Here is an 18282-nt window from a genome sequence, read left to right as displayed (position 1 = left end):
TAATTATTATTTCATTTGTTTAAATGATTTTGTTAATTGATTTAAGTCATTCTGAACTGAACCATCGTACACTTTAGTACCTATAGTCACACGAATGCCACCAATTAATGATTCATTTATTTGATTGTCTAATATTAATTTCTTCAAACCGGTTCTTTTAATAAAAGCTTTACCTATTTCATCTAACTCTTCATCAGATAATGGATAAACAGATTCAACTTTCATTAAATCTTGTTGATGTACATTATTATATATATTCCTATACGCTTCATTAACCTCAGGTAATAATGCAAGTTTACTGTTGTTTGCTAATAAGAATAACGTATTTAATAATGGTTTAGATGTCCCCTTGAACACTGTTTCAACAAATGTTTGTCTTTCATTTTGAGCTAACTTTGGATTACTATCAATTGCTTTTAAATCTTTCAAATGATCCTTAGCAACTGTTGATAATTCCGTTAACTCTTGTGAAATTTCATCTGTAACATTTTGCTTTGCTGCTACATCATATAAAGCTTGGGCATATTTTTGACTTATGTTCGCCATTATTTATCCCCTGCCTCTTTAATGTATTTATCAACAAGGTCTTTTTGTTCTTTCTCAGAAATTTCTTTATTAATAACTTTAGAAGCAATTAATACTGATAGCTCAGAAACTCTTTCATTGATATCTGAAATTGCTTTTTGTTTTTCTTGTTGTATTTCAGCTTGTGCAGACTGAACTAATCCATTTGCTTTAACATTTGCATCACTAATGATTTGTTCTTGTTGTACTTTAGCTTGATGTTTAGCATCGTCAAGAATCGTTTGTACTTCTTCTTGAGTTTTTCTAAGTAAATCTTTATTTTCTTCTTCTAATTTTTTAGCATTTACTTTCGCTTCGTGAGCATCATCTATATCTTTGTTAATCGCGTGTGCACGATCATCCATAATAGATTTTAATGGTCCCCAAGCATATTTTTTTAATAAAGCTAACAGAACGACAAATGTGATGAACGTGAAAATTACTGTTCCCCATTCAACACCACCGCCACCTGTAGCGCCTAAAACTAATACGTTTTGATCCACTGCCAATTACACTCCTTTCATTGCAATTCAAGATGTGATACACCTCATAAATGAATGGCGAAATCTTTTTCAGATAGACTTCGCCTGTTTTTAAAAATTTGCTATATTATTTATTCATTACCATGAATGCTACTACTACTGCAATGATAGGAAGTGCTTCGACTAAACCAACACCGATGAACATAATTGTCATTAATGGACCACGTGCTTCTGGTTGACGTGCAACACCTTCAACTGTTCTTGAAACGATAAGACCGTTACCAATACCTGCTCCTAATGCTGCTAAACCGATTGCGATTGCTGCTGCTATTACACCTAAACTCATTATAATTTTCCTCCTAGTATTAAAATATTAATTGTTTTTTTTATTAAATTTTATATTAATGATCGTCTGCCACTTTATGGGACATGTAAACCATTGATAACATTACGAATATGTAGGCTTGAATTGAACCAATAAATATTGAGAATCCTTGCCATACGATCGCTGGTAAAAACGCACCGAAAGCGCCAAGTACACTTCCTGCTGCTAAAGTACTTAATAAACCTAGTAAAACTTCCCCTGCAAATATATTCCCATATAAACGCAGACCAAGCGTTAATGTTGATGCAAATTCTTCAACGATTTTGAATGGCACCATAAATGCAACAGGTTGCACGAATGATTTCAAGTATGCGCCAGTACCACGCATTTTAACACCGTAATAATGCGTTAATAGAACCATTAACGTTGCTAACGTCAATGTTACGGTTGGATCTGCTGTAGGTGATTTCCACCATAATGTATGTCCAACAACGATTGAGAAAGGTAATCCTAACATGTTTGATACAAAAATAAAGAATATTAATGTTACTGCTAAGAAATGAAATCTTCCTCCATCCTTCCAAGCCATGTTACTTTGTATAATGCCCTTAACAAAATCAAATACCCACTCAATAAAGTTCTGAGCACCTGTTGGTCTGATTTTGAGGTTTCTTGTACAAAAGACAGCTATCGCAAATACGATAATTGCTGAAATAAGCAACATTAACATACTTGAAAGATTAAAGACTAAATCGAATCCTCCAATATTGATGGACCACAAAGGTGACTCGTGTTCCATATTTTCACCTCTTTTCACAATTTTAATTATTTAATCAAGACTTTGAATAGTTCTTAGCATAATAAGTACGTATGCAATCATTAATCCTATTAAAATCCCGATAATATCAACGATTAATGGATACTTCAGCCAAAAACAGCATGCAACGATTGTTACAAGATATCTTACCCAGTTTCCTGTCGATAAATGTAGTGATTCAGCATTTTTCGCACGATTAAGGTAAACCTCCCATGAAAAAAGGTTAACAGCTGAGGCAATCGTACCTATTATCAGTCCTAATACAAATTCATGTTGTAAGTAAAAATACACCACGACTAAAATAATAATAAAGAAAATAAAATACTGTAAATATGACTTAAAAAAGCCCTTAATATCAAACATTCTGCTGAATCTCCTTAAAATAAGTTAAAAAAACCTTAAAATAAGGTTTAAATCCTTGAAAACCGTTTCATCACACAATTTTCATGATAATATAGTGGCACAACAGTGTCAATGCTATGACAAAAATAGAAAATAAATTTTTGTCAATTATTTGTCACAGAATTGACACATACCACTTATCTATTATTTTGTTTTAAAAGGTGCTGGTTCTTCCTCTGTAATACCAAAATAATATTTAATATTTTCACAAATTCTTTTTGATGCTAATCCGTCGCCATAAGGATTTTGTGCGACACTCATTTTTTCATATAAAGCTTGATCATTTAATAATGCTTCTGTTTCTTTATAAATAACATCTTCCTCGATACCTACTAATTTAAGCGTTCCAGCTTCAACACCTTCAGGACGTTCTGTCGTATCTCTCAATACTAATACAGGTTTACCTAATGATGGTGCTTCTTCTTGAACACCACCTGAATCAGTTAAGATCAGATGTGAATTAGCAGCAAAGTTATGGAAGTCAATTACTTCTAAAGGTTCAATCAACTCTATACGATCATGACCACTTAAAATTTGATCTGCAATGCTTCTAACTTTTGGATTTTTGTGCATTGGATAAACAACGACAACATCTTCAAATGTATCAACAATTTGACGTACTGCTTTAAAGATATTCTCCATCGGTTTACCAATGTTTTCTCGTCTATGTGCAGTTAACAACACGATGCGTTTGCCTTCATGGCGTTTGATGATTTCACTTTCATACTCATCAGTTACCGTAGTAGACAACGCATCGATAGCTGTATTACCTGTCACAGCAATTGAGTCGTCTTTTTTATTTTCCTGAAGTAAATTATGTTTAGACTGTTCAGTTGGTGAGAAGTGTAAATCAGCAAGGACCCCCGTCATTTGTCGATTCATTTCTTCCGGAAATGGAGAATACTTATTCCAAGTTCTCAACCCTGCTTCAACATGCCCTATCGCAACTTCATTATAGAAAGCTGCTAAACTGCCTGCAAAAGTAGTAGTTGTATCTCCATGTACCAATATCATATCTGGTTTCGCTTCTTGAATGACACTTTCAAGTCCACCTAATACTCTAGATGTAACTTCTGAAAGTGTTTGCCCTTGTTTCATGATGTTTAAGTCATAGTCTGGTGTAATATCAAATGTTTCTAGAACTGAATCAAGCATTTCTCTATGTTGTGCTGTAACAACCACGATAGGTTGTAGTTCTGGATCATTTTTTAATTCTAAAACTAAAGGTGCCATTTTAATGGCTTCAGGTCGCGTACCAAATATCGTCATAATTTTCTTCATTGTAATAAAATCCTCCAATTATTATTTAGTGCCGAATAATCGATCTCCTGCATCACCTAAACCAGGTGTTATATATGCATGGTCATCTAATTTTTCATCTAATGCTGCAATATATATATCTACGTCATCATGTGCCTCTTGTAATGCTTTAACCCCTTCAGGTGCAGCAATCAAGCCCATAAAACGTATTTTATTTGCTCCGCGTTTCTTTAATGATTGAATCGCTTCGATTGCTGATGCACCAGTGGCAAGCATTGGATCTACTACAATAATTTCACGTTCTTCAATATCTTGAGGTAATTTAACAAAATACTCCACCGCTTCTAACGTTTCAGGGTCGCGATATAAACCGACATGACCAACTCTAGCAGCTGGTACAAGTTTCATTATGCCATCAGTCATACCTAAACCTGCACGTAATATAGGAATAAGTGCTAATTTTTTACCAGATAAGCGTTGTGCTTTCATCTTAGTTACAGGTGTTTCTATTTCAACATCTGTAGTATCGAAATCTCTTGTAACTTCGTATGCCATAAGCATACCGACTTCATCCACAAGCTCTCTGAACTCCTTAGTGCCAGTTTTTTGATCACGTATATAACTCAACTTATGTTGAATTAATGGATGGTCAAAAACGTGTACTTTACCCATAAGACAAACCTCCATAAATGATTATTTGTTGTAAAGTGGGAACTTAGAAGTTAATGATAATACGCGTTCGTGCGCTTCTTTTAATGTTGCTTCATCTTCTGGATTTTTTAACACTAACGCGATTATTCTACCCACTTCTTCAATCGCTTCTTCATTAAATCCGCGAGAAGTAACCGCTGGCGTACCAAGACGAATACCACTTGTTACAAATGGTTTTTCTTGATCGAATGGTATTGTGTTCTTATTACAAGTAATACCGACTTCATCTAATGCATTTTCAGCCAATTTACCAGTAATTCCTAATGAACCTTTAACATCTACACAGATTAAGTGATTGTCCGTTCCGCCTGAAACGATACGTAAACCTTCTTCTTCTAAAGTAGATGATAATTTTTGAGCATTCTTAATTACTTGTTTTTGATATTCCTTAAATTCTGGTTGTAGTGCTTCACCAAATGAAACTGCTTTACCAGCAATTACATGCATTAATGGACCACCTTGAATACCAGGGAAAATCGTTTTGTCGATTTCTTTCGCATACTCTTCTTTACAGAAAATCATGCCCCCTCTAGGTCCTCTTAATGTTTTATGTGTAGTTGTTGTTACAAAGTCAGCATATTCAACTGGGTTTTGATGTAAGCCTGCTGCTACTAAACCGGCGATATGAGCCATATCTACCATTAATTTAGCACCAACTTCATCTGCTATTTCTTTAAAACGTTTGAAATCAATTTGTCTTGGATATGCTGATGCACCCGCAACAATTAATTTCGGTTGTGCTTCTTTAGCAACTTTCAAGATTTCATCATAATCAATTTGTTCATTTTCTTTAGAAACACCATATTCAACGAAGTTATATAGCTTTCCACTGAAGTTAACTTTTGCACCATGTGTTAAATGCCCACCATGACTTAAGTTCATTCCAAGTACAGTATCACCAGGTTCTAAGGCTACAAAGTAAACAGCCATATTTGCTTGTGATCCTGAATGAGGTTGTACATTTACGTGATCTCCACCAAAAATTTCTTTAGCTCTATCTCTTGCTAAATCTTCAACGATATCAACATATTCACAGCCACCATAATAACGACGACCAGGGTAACCTTCTGCATATTTGTTTGTTAATACAGAACCTTGAGCTTCCATTACTGTTTCAGATACAAAATTCTCTGATGCGATCAGTTCAATATTATTATTCTGTCTATCAAACTCTTTCTCCATTGCTTTGAAAAGTTCTTCGTCTTGCTTTTTAATTAATGACATGTACAATCCCTCACTTTTAAGAATTTAATACTTTGCTCTTGCACCACCAATTAACTTGGGGCGACTTTTAGCTATAGTAACAATAGCTTCTCCGATACACTTTGTCTCAACAGATACCGGTACTGCGACGTGCTTCATATGCATACCAATCAGCGTCTGACCAATATCAATGCCTTTATCACATTGAATGTGCTCTATAACAACTGGATCTTTCATGTGCTGATATGCATACGTTGACAAGCTACCTCCTGCACTCGCTTGAGGCACAACGGAAACTTCAGTCATTGTATCAGGATTAAAGCATTCGCGTTCTATCGTTATCGCACGATTAATATGCTCACAACCTTGAAACGCAAAATGAACACCTGTTTCGTTATGTATCGTTTCAAGTGTTTCATATAAAGTACGTGCAATTTCAAGAGAACCATTCGAACCTATCTTCGATCCTTGAATTTCTGAAGTTGAACAACCAATGATGCATCGTTCATTCGCATTGAAAAATGAGATTGACTGCAACTCATTCATTAAATCTATTAGTTGAGATTTCATGAACAACCGCCTTCAATCTTATCTATACGTTTTTGATGTCTTCCGCCTTCGAATTCACTTGTCAACCAAGTTCTGACGATGAGAAGTGCTAAACCTTCGCCTATAACACGTTGACCCATTGCTAATACATTGGAATCGTTATGTTGTCTCGTCACCTCAGCCGTAAATACATCGTGTACAAGTGCACAACGTACCCCTTTTACTTTGTTTGAGGCGATAGACATACCAATTCCGGTTCCACAAATCAAAATTCCTTTATCAAACGAACCATCAACAACACTTTCAGATACTGGTCTTGCATAATCTGGATAATCAACTGACTTTCCATCATGTGTACCAAAGTCTTTATATTCTATGTTCATTTCATCAAGTAAACGCTTGATTGATTCTTTATATTCAAAGCCACCATGATCTGCTGCAATAGCTACTTTCATCTTCCCACCTCCCAATTTGTTTATACTTTAATATTATAACTTATTTTCAATGTGTGTTATAGCAATTCTATAAATTATTTGAATTCTTAACTACTCTGTAATAATTCAACAATGAGTGTTCTAAGTTCTTGGTAAGTTTCTTGATACACGTATTGAGGCTGTCCAAACGGATCCGACACATCACCTTGTTCACCTTTAACATACTGTTTTAATGTATAAATATTGTCATGATTATACTGCATTTGAAGCATCATCTTATGTGATTCAGTCATTGTTAATATTAAATCGGCATCAAGGTCTCTTGCTTCAAATTGTTTTGCTGTACTTGGAACAGGTAAATTATTCTCAAAAATAATTTCCAACGATTGCGCTGAAATAGGTGAACCATTATATGCTGATATGCCTCTAGATTGTATATCATAATGTGGTTTAATATCTTTAGCAATTGCTTCTGCCAAAGGGCTTCTGCACGTATTGCCTGTGCATACAAAGATTATTTTCACAACTCTTCTTCTCCTTTTATATTATGCCCACTTGCCTTATCTATTCTATTCATTAACGCCATTGTACTTGCGTTTCTTACATAACCATTAATATATATTTGATCGATATCAGTAAATTGATCGGCAATTCTTAATGCGTCATATAAATCATGATGGGCACCTTTAATGTCATTTTCATGTTTGCCTAATGGAATGAATTTCATCTTTTCTGGTATAAACGCTTCGATACTTTTAGGACCGATGACAGCTATTCTATGAATTTCAGAATGCGTCACTTGAATCGGCTTTGTTAAGCCACCTTCAATTAATACCACAGGTTGTGAAGGCGCATAATGTTTATATTTCATACCAGGTGCAATCGGTTTTTCCATATCTAACTTCATATCAACAATACTACCAGGTAGCACATCATTAATCATATCAGCGGTTATAGAACCGGGTCTCGCTATTTTAAACGGATAAGTCGTGCAGTCAATTACTGTACTTTCAATTCCTTCATCAATATCTTCAGCTTGGATAATGCCAAAAATTCTTTGATTCAAATCGTGTTTAACATGTTCGAATTTAGTCGGTGAAGGACGTCCGCTTAAATTTGCACTTGGTGCAGCGATTGGTAAATCGACTAACTTCAGCACTTCTCTACCAACTGAATGACTTGGCATACGTACAGCAACAGAATTGAGTCCACCTGTCACGCGATCAGTTAAATATCCCGTTTGATAAGGCACGATGAATGAAATCGGACCTGGCCAAAATGCATCCATCAATACTTCTGTTTCTGTTGATATATTTTGCGTAAAATTCTTTAATTGCGCTTTGTCATGTATATGTACAATTAAAGGATTGTCTGACGGTCTCCCTTTTGCTACATATATATTTTTAACAGCTTCATCACTTCTTGCATTTGCACCCAGTCCATATACTGTTTCTGTTGGTAATGCAATGAGTTCATCTTGATGAAAACCATCAATGATTTCTTGGATTTGTGGATAACTTTGTAAGTTGTTAACATACTTACGCACATCCCATGTGAATGTTTGCAACTTTATACTTCCCTTCTACAAAGCTTTTTTTATATGCAAATAAAAGTTATGCACATTTTGTGGATAACTCCGTGTAATTTGTGCATAACTTCCTATTAATGTTTCCAAATAAATTGTATCATACGATTGTTTTGATTTATATCTTTGATCACTTGCAAATCTTCTACTTGATAATGCTCACGAATATAAGTTTTTAATATTTCACCTTGAAGATGTCCTATTTCAAAAATAACGATCCCGTTTGTATTCACAACTTTTTCTAAATCACGCAATATTTCTTTATAAATTGCTAGACCTGCATCATTTGCAAACAATGCCGTATGTGGTTCATAGTCCAACACAGTTGACGACATTTCCGTACGTTCTTCATCAGCTATATATGGTGGATTAGAAACAAGCACATCAACTTTAATATTATTGTGAATCAATGGTTCTAATGATCGCCCATGTAAAAATTCAATCTCAGCTTCGTGTTTTTTAGCATTTTGCTGTGCGATTTGAAGTGCATCTATACTAATATCCGTTGCAATAACATTAAGTTCTGGTCTTTCTTTTTTTAATGAAATTGCAATTGCGCCTGTCCCAGTTCCAATATCGCATACAGTCTTGCTGTCGCTATTCAATGATTGCATCGTTTGGTATACAAGTTCTTCTGTTTCAGGGCGTGGTATTAACACATGTTGAGTCACATTAAAGTTTCTGCCGTAAAACTCAGCAAACCCAACAATATATTGTACAGGTTCACCTTTGTACATACGTTCTCTATCCTTTAAAAATTGCGTTAAAATTTCATCAGGAACAGTATCGCGATACTTTAAAATAACTTCCGTTCTAGTCATACCTGAAATATCTGCTAATAACCAATCAGCACGAGAGGTTTCTAACCCTCGTGCTGATAGTTCATCATAAGTTTCCTTCAGTAATTGATGAAAATTATAATTGGCCATTATTAAGTTCTTCCAGTTTTTCTGTTTGTTCATGCATCGTTAATGCATCAATAATTTCATCTACTTTACCTTCCATAATTTGATCTAATTTTTGTAAAGTTAAACCAATACGGTGGTCAGTGACTCTATTTTGAGGATAGTTATAAGTTCTAATACGTTCTGAACGGTCCCCTGTTCCAACTGCAGATTTCCTCTTTTCTGCATATTTAGCATTTTCTTCTCTTACCATCATGTCATACACTCTGGCTTTTAAGACGTTAAATGCTTTTTCTCTGTTTTTAATTTGTGATTTTTCAGAAGAAGTTGCAACAATGCCTGTTGGTATATGCGTAATACGTACAGCTGAATCTGTTGTATTGACGTGCTGACCACCAGAACCACTTGAACGATATGTTTCAATTCTTAAGTCTTCAGATCTAATATCAATTTCAACATCTTCTGCTTCTGGTAATACTGCTACAGTCGCTGTAGACGTGTGTATTCTACCACCTGATTCTGTTTCAGGAACACGTTGTACGCGGTGCGCACCATTTTCATATTTTAATTTACTATATGCGCCATTACCTTGAATTGAGAAACTGACTTCTTTATATCCACCGTGGTCGCTAATATTTTCTTCGACAACATCAATTTTATAACCATGTGCCTCAGCAAATCTTGAATACATTCTAAATAAGTCACCCGCGAATATAGCCGCTTCATCTCCACCAGCTGCACCACGAATTTCCATAATAACGTTTTTCTCGTCGTTAGGATCTTTCGGTATTAATAATAATTTCAATTCAGATTCTAATTCTGGAACACGTTTTGTTAAACTGTTGATTTCTTCTTTCAACATATCTTGTTCTTCTCTATCAGATGTTTCATCTAACATTAATTTAGCATCTTCAATGTCACCTTTTACTGATTTATAAGTACGGTAAACGTCTACAGTCTTTTGTAAATCAGATTGTTCTTTTGAATATTGTCTTAGCTTGTTCGTATCTGAAACAACATCCGGGTCACTTAACAATTCATTTAATTGTTCATATCTATTTTCAACAATTTCTAATTGATCAAACATTCATATCACTCCTTGTTTCTGTTCTTATTATGTGGTGATCTCTACATCTTGGTTCGTAACTTTCATTTGCACCTACTAGTATAATTGGATCATCAATATGTGCTGGTTCCCCATTAATCAAACGTTGTGTTCTACTTGATGGCGATCCACATACTGCACAAACAGCTTGTAATTTCGTTACAATTTCAGCAACTGCCATCATCTCTGGCATTGGCTCAAATGGTACACCTTTAAAGTCCATATCTAAACCTGCCACTACGACTCTATAACCTTCTTCAGCTAATTTCTGTGCTACTTCAACAATTTCATTATCAAAAAATTGCACTTCATCAATACCAATAATATCAATACCTTGAAGATTTTGATCCAATATTTCACTTGAATGTTCTATACTAATTGCATCTAGTTGATTGCCATTATGAGATACGACCGCTTCTTCGCTATAACGATTATCAATAGATGGTTTAAATACTTTTACATTCTGTTTAGCATATAATCCTCTTCTAAGTCTTCTGATAAGCTCTTCTGATTTACCACTAAACATACTTCCGCAAATACACTCTATCCAACCGGAATGGTAATTTTCGTACATAATGCTCTTCCACCTTTTTATACATAATCGCTTCATTATATCATATTATTTTTACATATTTATTAATAATTACAAAAAAAAGCACCCTTCAAAAAAGGATGCTTGATTCGCTTCATAATTAGTTGTTTGATTTGAGACCAAATTTTTTGTTGAAGCGTTCCACACGACCATCCGCAGATGCGAATTTTTGACGACCTGTATAGAATGGATGAGAATCTGAAGATATATCTAAACGGATAACTGGGTATTCGTTACCATCTTCCCACTCCATAGTTTCGTTAGAAGTACGTGTTGAACCACTTAAGAATTTAAAGTCTGTAGTTGTATCTAAAAAGATGACTTTTTTGTACTCTGGATGAATTCCTTGTTTCATTGTTTTCAGCTCCTTTGCCCTGAACCATCTGGAACAGAGTTGATTTGTGACTAATTCACTCAATACTTACATATTATATATGCTGAAACTTCAAAATGCAACCTTAAATTATATAATCGGTTTGCCTGTTTTGGCACTTTCAAGCATAGCTTTTCTTAAAACATCAAAGAAATCGTCATTTGACTTTGTTCTTTTCAGTTTCCTAATAAATCTTTCAGAGAAGTCATTTTGATCAGTAAATAGATTTCTTAATTGCCAAATCATTTCTAATTCGACAGGTTCTAATAACAACTCTTCTTTACGCGTTGAACTTCTTCTTATATCAATTGCAGGGAATATACGTTTTTCTGATAATTTTCTATCTAAATGTAATTCCATATTACCTGTACCTTTGAATTCTTCGTATATCATATCATCCATACGAGAACCCGTTTCCACCAATGCTGTTGCTAATATTGTTAAACTGCCACCCGCTTCTATGTTTCTTGCTGCACCAAAGAAATGTTTTGGTCTGTGCAATGAAGCTGGATCTAACCCACCAGAAAGTGTTCTACCACTTGGAGGTACAACTAAATTATACGCTCTTGCAAGTCTCGTTAATGAATCCATTAATATAATAACGTCTTCACCAATTTCTACTAAACGCTTCGCGCGTTCTAACAATAACTCTGCCACTTTCACATGATGTTCAGGTGGTTCATCAAATGTAGAATTGACAACTTCAGCTTGTTCAACTGAACGTTCAATGTCAGTTACCTCTTCTGGTCTTTCACCAATTAATAATATAAATAATTTAGTTTTAGGTTGATTTTTCGCAATTGCATTAGCAATTTCTTTAAGTAATGATGTTTTACCAGCTTTTGGGGGTGCTACAATCATACCACGTTGCCCTAATCCTATAGGTGTAATCAAATCCATAATTCTTGTTGAATAATTCTTTTCAGTTGTTTCTAATCGGATACGTTCTTGAGGATATAACGGAGTTAACGCTTGAAAGTGCGGTCGTTTTTTAACTTCTTCTGCATTTTGATCATTTACGAAGTCTACTTGTAATAATCCATAATATTTTTCATTCTCTTTAGGCTTTCTAACTTTACCTGTTACTTTATCGCCTTTTTTAATTTCGAATCTTCTAATTTGGCTTGCAGATATATAAATATCTTTTTCACCTTTGGAATAATTCACCGTACGAAGAAAACCATAACCATCTGGCTGAATATCATCTAAGATACCCTCCATATAGTAGTTACCGTCCTTCTCCATTTGCGCTTCCATTATTGCTAAGACAAGCTCTTTTTTATTTAGTTTACTATAATTTGTAATTCTAAGTTCTTTCGCCTTTGTTGTTAATTCTTTAGTTGTATAATTCTTGTATAATTCGTCGAACGATTCATACTGAGGACTTGTTCTTATTCTTTCAGCCATATCTATGACACCCATTTCTTAAAATCTATTTCATACCCACTTCCAGATTTATAATCTGCCTTTAAACTATAGCATTTTTTCTTAGGTATGACAAAATTTGTTATCACGAAAAATATTACGAAATGTTAACAATAATTAATGTGCAAATGCTGCTCAAATTTAACACTTCAGAATCGTTTTTCTCTCTAACGGGATTGTTTCCTAGAACTATCTTGTTAGATTTTCTAATAAGATTGTTTTCTAAAACTATCTCGTTAGAGCGTTATTTTCTCACTTTTTATAGTTCATTCAGGCTTTTGTGTGCTCATTTCGACCGCTAACGGGATTGTTTCCTAAAACTATCTCGTTAGATTTTCTAATAAGATTGTTTTCTAAAACTATCTCGTTAGAGCGCTATTTTCTCACTTTTTATAGTTCATTCAGGCTTTTGTGTGCTCATTTCGACCGCTAACGGGATTGTTTCCCAGAACTATCTCGTTAGACTTTCTAATAAGATTGTTTTCTAAAACTATCTCGTTAGAGCGTTATTTTCTCACTTTTTATAGTTCATTCAGGCTTTTGTGTGCTCATTTCGACCGCTAACGGGATTGTTTCCTAGAACTATCTCGTTAGCCACAATCTCAAGCATTTTTTTGCGCTGACTCCTGCGTGAAAAGCATGTGCATAAAAAAATGCCGACAAAGTATAAAACTTTGTCGACACTCTGCAACAAACCAAACAGAAAAGTTTGGTTTGTTTTTTATCTATCTTTATTTATAGTATCCAGGAATTGATTTAACTTCTAGGAATTCTTCAATTCCGTAGTCGCCCCATTCTCTACCAATACCTGATTGTTTATAACCACCGAATGGAAGATCTGGTTGTCTACCTGAATCATTAATTTCAACTGTACCAGCTTCAAGTTGTCTTGAAACTTGTTGAATTTTCTCTTGATCTTTACCGTAAACATAAGCTGCTAATCCGTAGATTGTATCATTAGCAATTTCAATTGCTTCATCTAAATCTTTATAAGTGATGATTGTACCTACTGGACCGAATATTTCTTCTTGAGCTATTGTCATATCATTTGTTACATCAGTGAATAATGTTGGTTTAACGAAGAAACCATTTTCGATTCCTTCTGGTTTACCTACACCACCGTGTAATAAAGTTGCGCCTTCATCAATACCTTTTTGAATATATCTTTGTACTGTATCGAATTGTTTTTTATTTACAACTGGACCTGCATCTTGACCAGCTTCTCTTGGGTTACCAACTTTAACATTTTCGATTGCTTTTTTAGCTGCTGCTACAAATTCATCTTTAATGCTTTCAGGAACAAGTGTACGCGTACCTGCTGTACATACTTGACCAGAATTTTGTACGAATTTGTTTACTGCACTTTTAGCTGCATCTTCTACATTAACATCATCTAATATTACTACTGGAGATTTTCCACCTAATTCTAATGACACTTTTTTAAAGTCTTTAGCTGAATTCTCCATAATTTTTCTACCTGTTGGGCCTGAACCTGTAAATGACATCATACGTACATCAGGATGAGAACTTAATGGGTCACCAACACTTTGACCATCACCATTTACTAAGTTAAATACACCTTTTGGTACGCCTGCTTTTTCAAAGATTTCAGCTAAGATAATAGCTGCAAATGGTGTTTCTTCAGAAGGTTTTAATACTACTGGTGAACCTGCTGCAATCGCACCTGCTAATTTTAATGATGTTTGGTTAGTTGGGAAGTTCCATGGTGTTACTAAACCAGATACACCAATTGCTTCTTTAACAACTAAAGCATCACCGCGTCGCTCTTCAAATTGAATTGAATCAATAGCTTTACTTGCTTCTCTAAAATGATCTAATCCCATTTGGAAATGAACGTAGTCAGATTTTTCAATTGGTGAACCCAATTCATCTGTCATTACGTTAACTAGATCTTCTTTTCTATTTTCATATTCATCAGCAATTCTTTCTAATAATGCTTTACGTTCTTCAACAGAAGTATTTCTAAATTCAACATACACACTTTTAGCTGCTGCAACTGCATCGTCAACATCTTGCTTGTTACCTGCTGCAATTGTTCCCATTACTTCTTCAGTTGCTGGGTTTAATACTTCTAATGTTTCGCCACTATGGCTATCTACCCAAGCACCATTTATATATTGTTTAATGTCTTGTCTCATTTTTATCTACTCCTTTTAATTACTTACATCGTGTATTATAAAACGAAACAAACCTAAATTTAAAATAATCTGTTTGTAAAAATAAAAAAGGAGCAGCACAGAAATCTAATTTATAAAAAAAGATTCCGTAGTCCCGCCCCCGGCAAAGATAATAAAAGGAGGCTGAGACATTTTATTATGTCCCAACCTCTCAGTATGACTTATGAATGACTTTGCTCTAGTTCAACGTTTCGTTGTGCCCATTCTTCTAATGGTACTAATGCTTGTGCCAGCTCATAGCCTTTATTTGTTAGATGGTACTCTACAGATAGAGGTGTTGTTGTAACTACCTTCTTCTCTACTAAGCCCCAATCACTTAACTCAGTCAGCTTTAATGAAAGTGCTCTTGGTGTAATACGTTTTAAATCTCTTTTCATATCAGAAAAATGAGCAGCGCGTTCATCACAACGTGATAAATAATTAAGTATTAAACCATTCCAACTACGTCCTATTACTTTGAATGTTTCTTCTAAATAAGGACAAATTTCCATGTTACTCACCTCTTAACTTCTATAATTCAATAATACTACACTTTATATACAAAGTATATATTTTATACTCAAGATTCTGTTGTTTCTGTCCAAATATCTGCACCTAATGCTTTTAATTTCTCGACTATTCCACTGTAACCTCTATATATATGCTTCACGTTATATACAGTTGTCACACCTTCAGAAATTAAACCGGCAATAATTAATGAAGCACCCGCTCTCAAGTCACTTGCAGCGACACTTGCTCCATTCAATTTAGATGGATAGTAAACAGCAGTACCATTTTCTAAGTTTACTTTTGCGCCCATTCTCATTAATTCATCAACGTGTTTAAATCTTGCTGGATAAATCGTTTCAGTAATTTTACTTTTTCCATTTGCTTTTAATAATAACGGCGTAAATGGTTGTTGTAAATCTGTCGCAAACCCTGGATATACAGAAGTTTGAATATCGACAGGATGATATTCATCCTTACCTTTAATAATTACTTCGTCTTCACCTAATTCTATTTCAGTGCCCATTTCTTTCAACTTAGCTATTAAAGGTTCTAAATGTAATGGGATTATATTTTCAATATGAACTTCTTCGCCCATAGCTGCAGCTGCACACATATATGTACCTGCTTCAATTCTATCAGGAATAATTGTGTGTGTAGTACCGTGTAAATTTTCTACACCTTCAATTTTTAATGTATCCGTACCTGCGCCTCTAATTTTTGCACCCATATTATTTAATAAAGTTGCAACATCGACAATTTCAGGTTCTTTCGCTGCATTTTCAATAACTGTTTTACCTTTTGCTAATGATGCGGCTAACATGATATTAATTGTAGCACCAACGCTTACTACATCCATGAAAATTTTTGCACCGACAAGTTCTTCAGCAATTAAATACATTGCACCTTGTTCATTAGTCACTTTAGCACCAAGCGCTTCGAAACCTTTAATATGTTGATCAATTGGACGAGGACCTAATGGACATCCTCCCGGAAGACCGATAACACATTTTTTAAATCTCCCTAACATTGCACCCATCATATAATATGAAGCTCTTAATGATTGTACTTTCTGGTTAGGTAATGGTAAGTTCACTGCGTCACTTGAATCCACTTTAAGTTTGTCACCATTTAATTCTGTTTTTATATTTAAATCACCTAAAAGGCTCATTAAAGTTTTTACGTCTGAAATGTCTGGAAGGCCATCTAATGTAACAACATCATTAGCCATTAAACTAGCTGGAATTAATGCAACAGCACTATTTTTAGCACCACTAATTTGCACCTTTCCATTTAATTTATTTCCACCTTTAATCTTTATAACTTCTTGAGACATATGATTGCTCCTTTACTTCATCGACATAGAGATGCATACTCTCTCACCATGAATATATATAATTACCCTTATTATATACTATTCAATAACATAAACGCAAAAACTCAAAAAGTAAAGGCCACCAATTCAATATATTTTTCAAGGTTATTACAGCACAAAAAAAGACTATCAACAAAGTCTGTAACTTTGTGATAGTCTTTCAAAATAATTCTATATCATTATTTTATTAAGCTTGGTTAGAAGTACCAAATTCTTGGATTTTACCTTGAACTGTAGCTTTGATTGCTTCACGAGCAGGTCCTAAATATTTACGTGGATCGTAAACTTCGCTATCATTGTTTAACACTTCACGAACCGCTTTTACAGATGAAATTTGGTTTTCAGTGTTAACGTTGATTTTAGCAGTACCGTAAGTGATAGCTTTTTTGATATCGTGTGTTGGGATACCAGTACCACCGTGTAATACTAATGGTAAACCAGTAGAAGCACCGATTTCTTCCATTTCTTTAAATCCTAAGTTTGGTTCACCTTTGTAAGGTCCGTGAACTGAACCTAATGCAGGTGCTAAAGTATCAATTCCTGTTCTTTCAACAAGTTCTTGACATTCTTTAGGATCAGCATAGATAACGCCTTCAGCTACTACGTCATCTTCTTGTCCGCCAACAGTACCTAATTCAGCTTCAACAGAAACTCCATTAGCATGTGCGTATTCAACTACTTTAGAAGTGATTTCGATATTTTCTTCAAATGAATGATGTGAAGCGTCGATCATTACAGAAGTAAATCCAGCATCAATTGCTTCTTTACATTTTTCGAAACTTGAACCGTGGTCAAGGTGAATCGCTACAGGAATTGTGATGTTATAATCTTCCATTAAACCTTCAACAATTTTAACGACAGTCTTGAAACCACCGATGTAACGTCCAGCTCCTTCAGATACACCAAGAATAACTGGTGCATTTTCTTCTTGAGAAGCTTGAAGAATTGCTTGTGTGAATTCTAAGTTATTGATGTTGTATTGACCAACTGCATAACCGTTTTCTTTTGCTTTAATTAACATTTCTTTCATTGAAACTAAAGGCATTGAGTTTCCTCCTATTGTGCTTTGCACGTATTATTTACATTATTATTATAACAAATTTACTTTGTATATGCACCTATTGAAAGCCCTATCCTAAATGTTTTCTTACAATTTTCATAACTTCGTCAATTGTAAACGGCTTCATTAGCATACCTGTCACATTCCCCTTATTTAGTATCTCAATATTTGAAGAAGATTGAAAAGCAGAGATAATATAAACTGGTATTTGCTCATCCAATTCACGAATTTTTTCAAATACTGCTTCACCAGATAAACCTGGCATTCTTTTATCTATAAAAATAAGTTTATAGTCATTTTCTTTAAATAATTCAATACCTCTATATCCATTTTCGGCAGTATGTACTTTATAATCGTTCAGTTCTAAAATTTCGTTTAATAGCTGTCGTATATTTTTCTCATCATCTATAATTAATACATCCATTGAAGAT

The 18282-nt window shown here is 34.5% G+C and carries 22 protein-coding genes; all 22 read right to left on the bottom strand.

Annotated elements, in window-relative coordinates; all coding sequences use genetic code 11:
* Nucleotides 1–6: 6 nt before the first annotated feature.
* Complete coding sequence (locus P3U32_RS03445) at nucleotides 7–546, bottom strand: F0F1 ATP synthase subunit delta (protein ID WP_323704235.1); 540 nt, start codon at nucleotides 544–546, stop codon at nucleotides 7–9.
* Nucleotides 546–1073 (bottom strand): F0F1 ATP synthase subunit B, encoded by a 528-nt coding sequence (locus P3U32_RS03440; RefSeq protein WP_323704234.1) that lies wholly within the window; start codon nucleotides 1071–1073, stop codon nucleotides 546–548. The genes P3U32_RS03445 and P3U32_RS03440 overlap by 1 nt, the downstream gene beginning before the upstream one ends.
* Nucleotides 1074–1173: 100 nt before the next feature.
* The gene (gene atpE, locus P3U32_RS03435; protein WP_016910973.1) at nucleotides 1174–1392 is read right to left on the bottom strand and encodes a F0F1 ATP synthase subunit C; all 219 of its coding nucleotides are present in this window, start codon (nucleotides 1390–1392) and stop codon (nucleotides 1174–1176) included.
* A 55-nt stretch (nucleotides 1393–1447) separates the two neighbouring features.
* On the bottom strand, nucleotides 1448–2170 hold the full coding sequence (gene atpB / locus P3U32_RS03430) for a F0F1 ATP synthase subunit A (protein WP_323704233.1): 723 nt from the start codon (nucleotides 2168–2170) through the stop codon (nucleotides 1448–1450).
* Between the two features lie 30 nt (nucleotides 2171–2200).
* On the bottom strand, nucleotides 2201–2551 hold the full coding sequence (locus P3U32_RS03425; protein ID WP_323704232.1) for an ATP synthase subunit I: 351 nt from the start codon (nucleotides 2549–2551) through the stop codon (nucleotides 2201–2203).
* A gap of 183 nt (nucleotides 2552–2734) precedes the next feature.
* The gene (gene wecB, locus P3U32_RS03420; RefSeq protein WP_323704230.1) at nucleotides 2735–3871 is read right to left on the bottom strand and encodes a non-hydrolyzing UDP-N-acetylglucosamine 2-epimerase; all 1137 of its coding nucleotides are present in this window, start codon (nucleotides 3869–3871) and stop codon (nucleotides 2735–2737) included.
* Nucleotides 3872–3892: 21 nt separating this feature from the next.
* Nucleotides 3893–4522 (bottom strand): uracil phosphoribosyltransferase, encoded by a 630-nt coding sequence (upp, locus tag P3U32_RS03415; protein ID WP_323704229.1) that lies wholly within the window; start codon nucleotides 4520–4522, stop codon nucleotides 3893–3895.
* Nucleotides 4523–4543: 21 nt separating this feature from the next.
* Complete coding sequence (glyA, locus tag P3U32_RS03410) at nucleotides 4544–5785, bottom strand: serine hydroxymethyltransferase (RefSeq protein WP_323704228.1); 1242 nt, start codon at nucleotides 5783–5785, stop codon at nucleotides 4544–4546.
* A 24-nt stretch (nucleotides 5786–5809) separates the two neighbouring features.
* Nucleotides 5810–6334 (bottom strand): TIGR01440 family protein, encoded by a 525-nt coding sequence (locus P3U32_RS03405; protein ID WP_323704227.1) that lies wholly within the window; start codon nucleotides 6332–6334, stop codon nucleotides 5810–5812.
* The gene (rpiB, locus tag P3U32_RS03400) at nucleotides 6331–6768 is read right to left on the bottom strand and encodes a ribose 5-phosphate isomerase B (RefSeq protein ID WP_323704226.1); all 438 of its coding nucleotides are present in this window, start codon (nucleotides 6766–6768) and stop codon (nucleotides 6331–6333) included. Before rpiB ends, P3U32_RS03405 begins: the two co-directional genes overlap by 4 nt.
* 86 nt (nucleotides 6769–6854) lie before the next feature.
* Nucleotides 6855–7271 carry a low molecular weight protein arginine phosphatase gene (locus P3U32_RS03395; protein WP_323704225.1) on the bottom strand — a complete coding sequence of 139 codons (417 nt, stop codon included), beginning with the start codon at nucleotides 7269–7271 and terminating at the stop codon, nucleotides 6855–6857.
* Nucleotides 7268–8314: an L-threonylcarbamoyladenylate synthase gene (locus tag P3U32_RS03390; protein WP_323704224.1), complete on the bottom strand. Its 1047-nt coding sequence runs from the start codon at nucleotides 8312–8314 to the stop codon at nucleotides 7268–7270. Before P3U32_RS03390 ends, P3U32_RS03395 begins: the two co-directional genes overlap by 4 nt.
* Before the next feature lie 95 nt (nucleotides 8315–8409).
* Complete coding sequence (prmC, locus tag P3U32_RS03385) at nucleotides 8410–9261, bottom strand: peptide chain release factor N(5)-glutamine methyltransferase (protein ID WP_323704223.1); 852 nt, start codon at nucleotides 9259–9261, stop codon at nucleotides 8410–8412.
* Nucleotides 9248–10324 (bottom strand): peptide chain release factor 1, encoded by a 1077-nt coding sequence (gene prfA / locus P3U32_RS03380; RefSeq protein WP_323704222.1) that lies wholly within the window; start codon nucleotides 10322–10324, stop codon nucleotides 9248–9250. The genes prmC and prfA overlap by 14 nt, the downstream gene beginning before the upstream one ends.
* Nucleotides 10317–10916, bottom strand: a complete 600-nt coding sequence (locus P3U32_RS03375) for a thymidine kinase (protein ID WP_323704220.1) — start codon at nucleotides 10914–10916, stop codon at nucleotides 10317–10319. The genes prfA and P3U32_RS03375 overlap by 8 nt, the downstream gene beginning before the upstream one ends.
* Before the next feature lie 118 nt (nucleotides 10917–11034).
* Nucleotides 11035–11289 carry a type B 50S ribosomal protein L31 gene (locus P3U32_RS03370; protein WP_323704219.1) on the bottom strand — a complete coding sequence of 85 codons (255 nt, stop codon included), beginning with the start codon at nucleotides 11287–11289 and terminating at the stop codon, nucleotides 11035–11037.
* A gap of 108 nt (nucleotides 11290–11397) precedes the next feature.
* A complete protein-coding gene (rho, locus tag P3U32_RS03365; protein WP_323704218.1) occupies nucleotides 11398–12714 on the bottom strand; it encodes a transcription termination factor Rho in 1317 nt (438 codons plus the stop codon).
* 749 nt (nucleotides 12715–13463) lie between these two features.
* Nucleotides 13464–14891, bottom strand: a complete 1428-nt coding sequence (locus P3U32_RS03360) for an aldehyde dehydrogenase family protein (protein WP_323704216.1) — start codon at nucleotides 14889–14891, stop codon at nucleotides 13464–13466.
* A gap of 200 nt (nucleotides 14892–15091) precedes the next feature.
* Nucleotides 15092–15421: a winged helix-turn-helix transcriptional regulator gene (locus P3U32_RS03355; RefSeq protein ID WP_323704215.1), complete on the bottom strand. Its 330-nt coding sequence runs from the start codon at nucleotides 15419–15421 to the stop codon at nucleotides 15092–15094.
* 68 nt (nucleotides 15422–15489) lie between these two features.
* Nucleotides 15490–16752, bottom strand: a complete 1263-nt coding sequence (locus tag P3U32_RS03350; RefSeq protein WP_323704213.1) for a UDP-N-acetylglucosamine 1-carboxyvinyltransferase — start codon at nucleotides 16750–16752, stop codon at nucleotides 15490–15492.
* Nucleotides 16753–16978: 226 nt separating this feature from the next.
* A complete protein-coding gene (fdaB, locus tag P3U32_RS03345; protein ID WP_323704212.1) occupies nucleotides 16979–17836 on the bottom strand; it encodes a class IIb fructose-bisphosphate aldolase FdaB in 858 nt (285 codons plus the stop codon).
* 85 nt (nucleotides 17837–17921) lie between these two features.
* Nucleotides 17922–18275, bottom strand: a complete 354-nt coding sequence (locus P3U32_RS03340; protein WP_323704211.1) for a response regulator — start codon at nucleotides 18273–18275, stop codon at nucleotides 17922–17924.
* Nucleotides 18276–18282 lie beyond the last annotated feature (7 nt).

It is taken from the genome of Mammaliicoccus sp. Dog046, assembly GCF_034039665.1.
Classification (GTDB): domain Bacteria; phylum Bacillota; class Bacilli; order Staphylococcales; family Staphylococcaceae; genus Mammaliicoccus.
The sequence above is the reverse complement of the archived record's forward strand: the minus strand, read 5'-3'. Positions and strand labels throughout refer to the sequence as shown.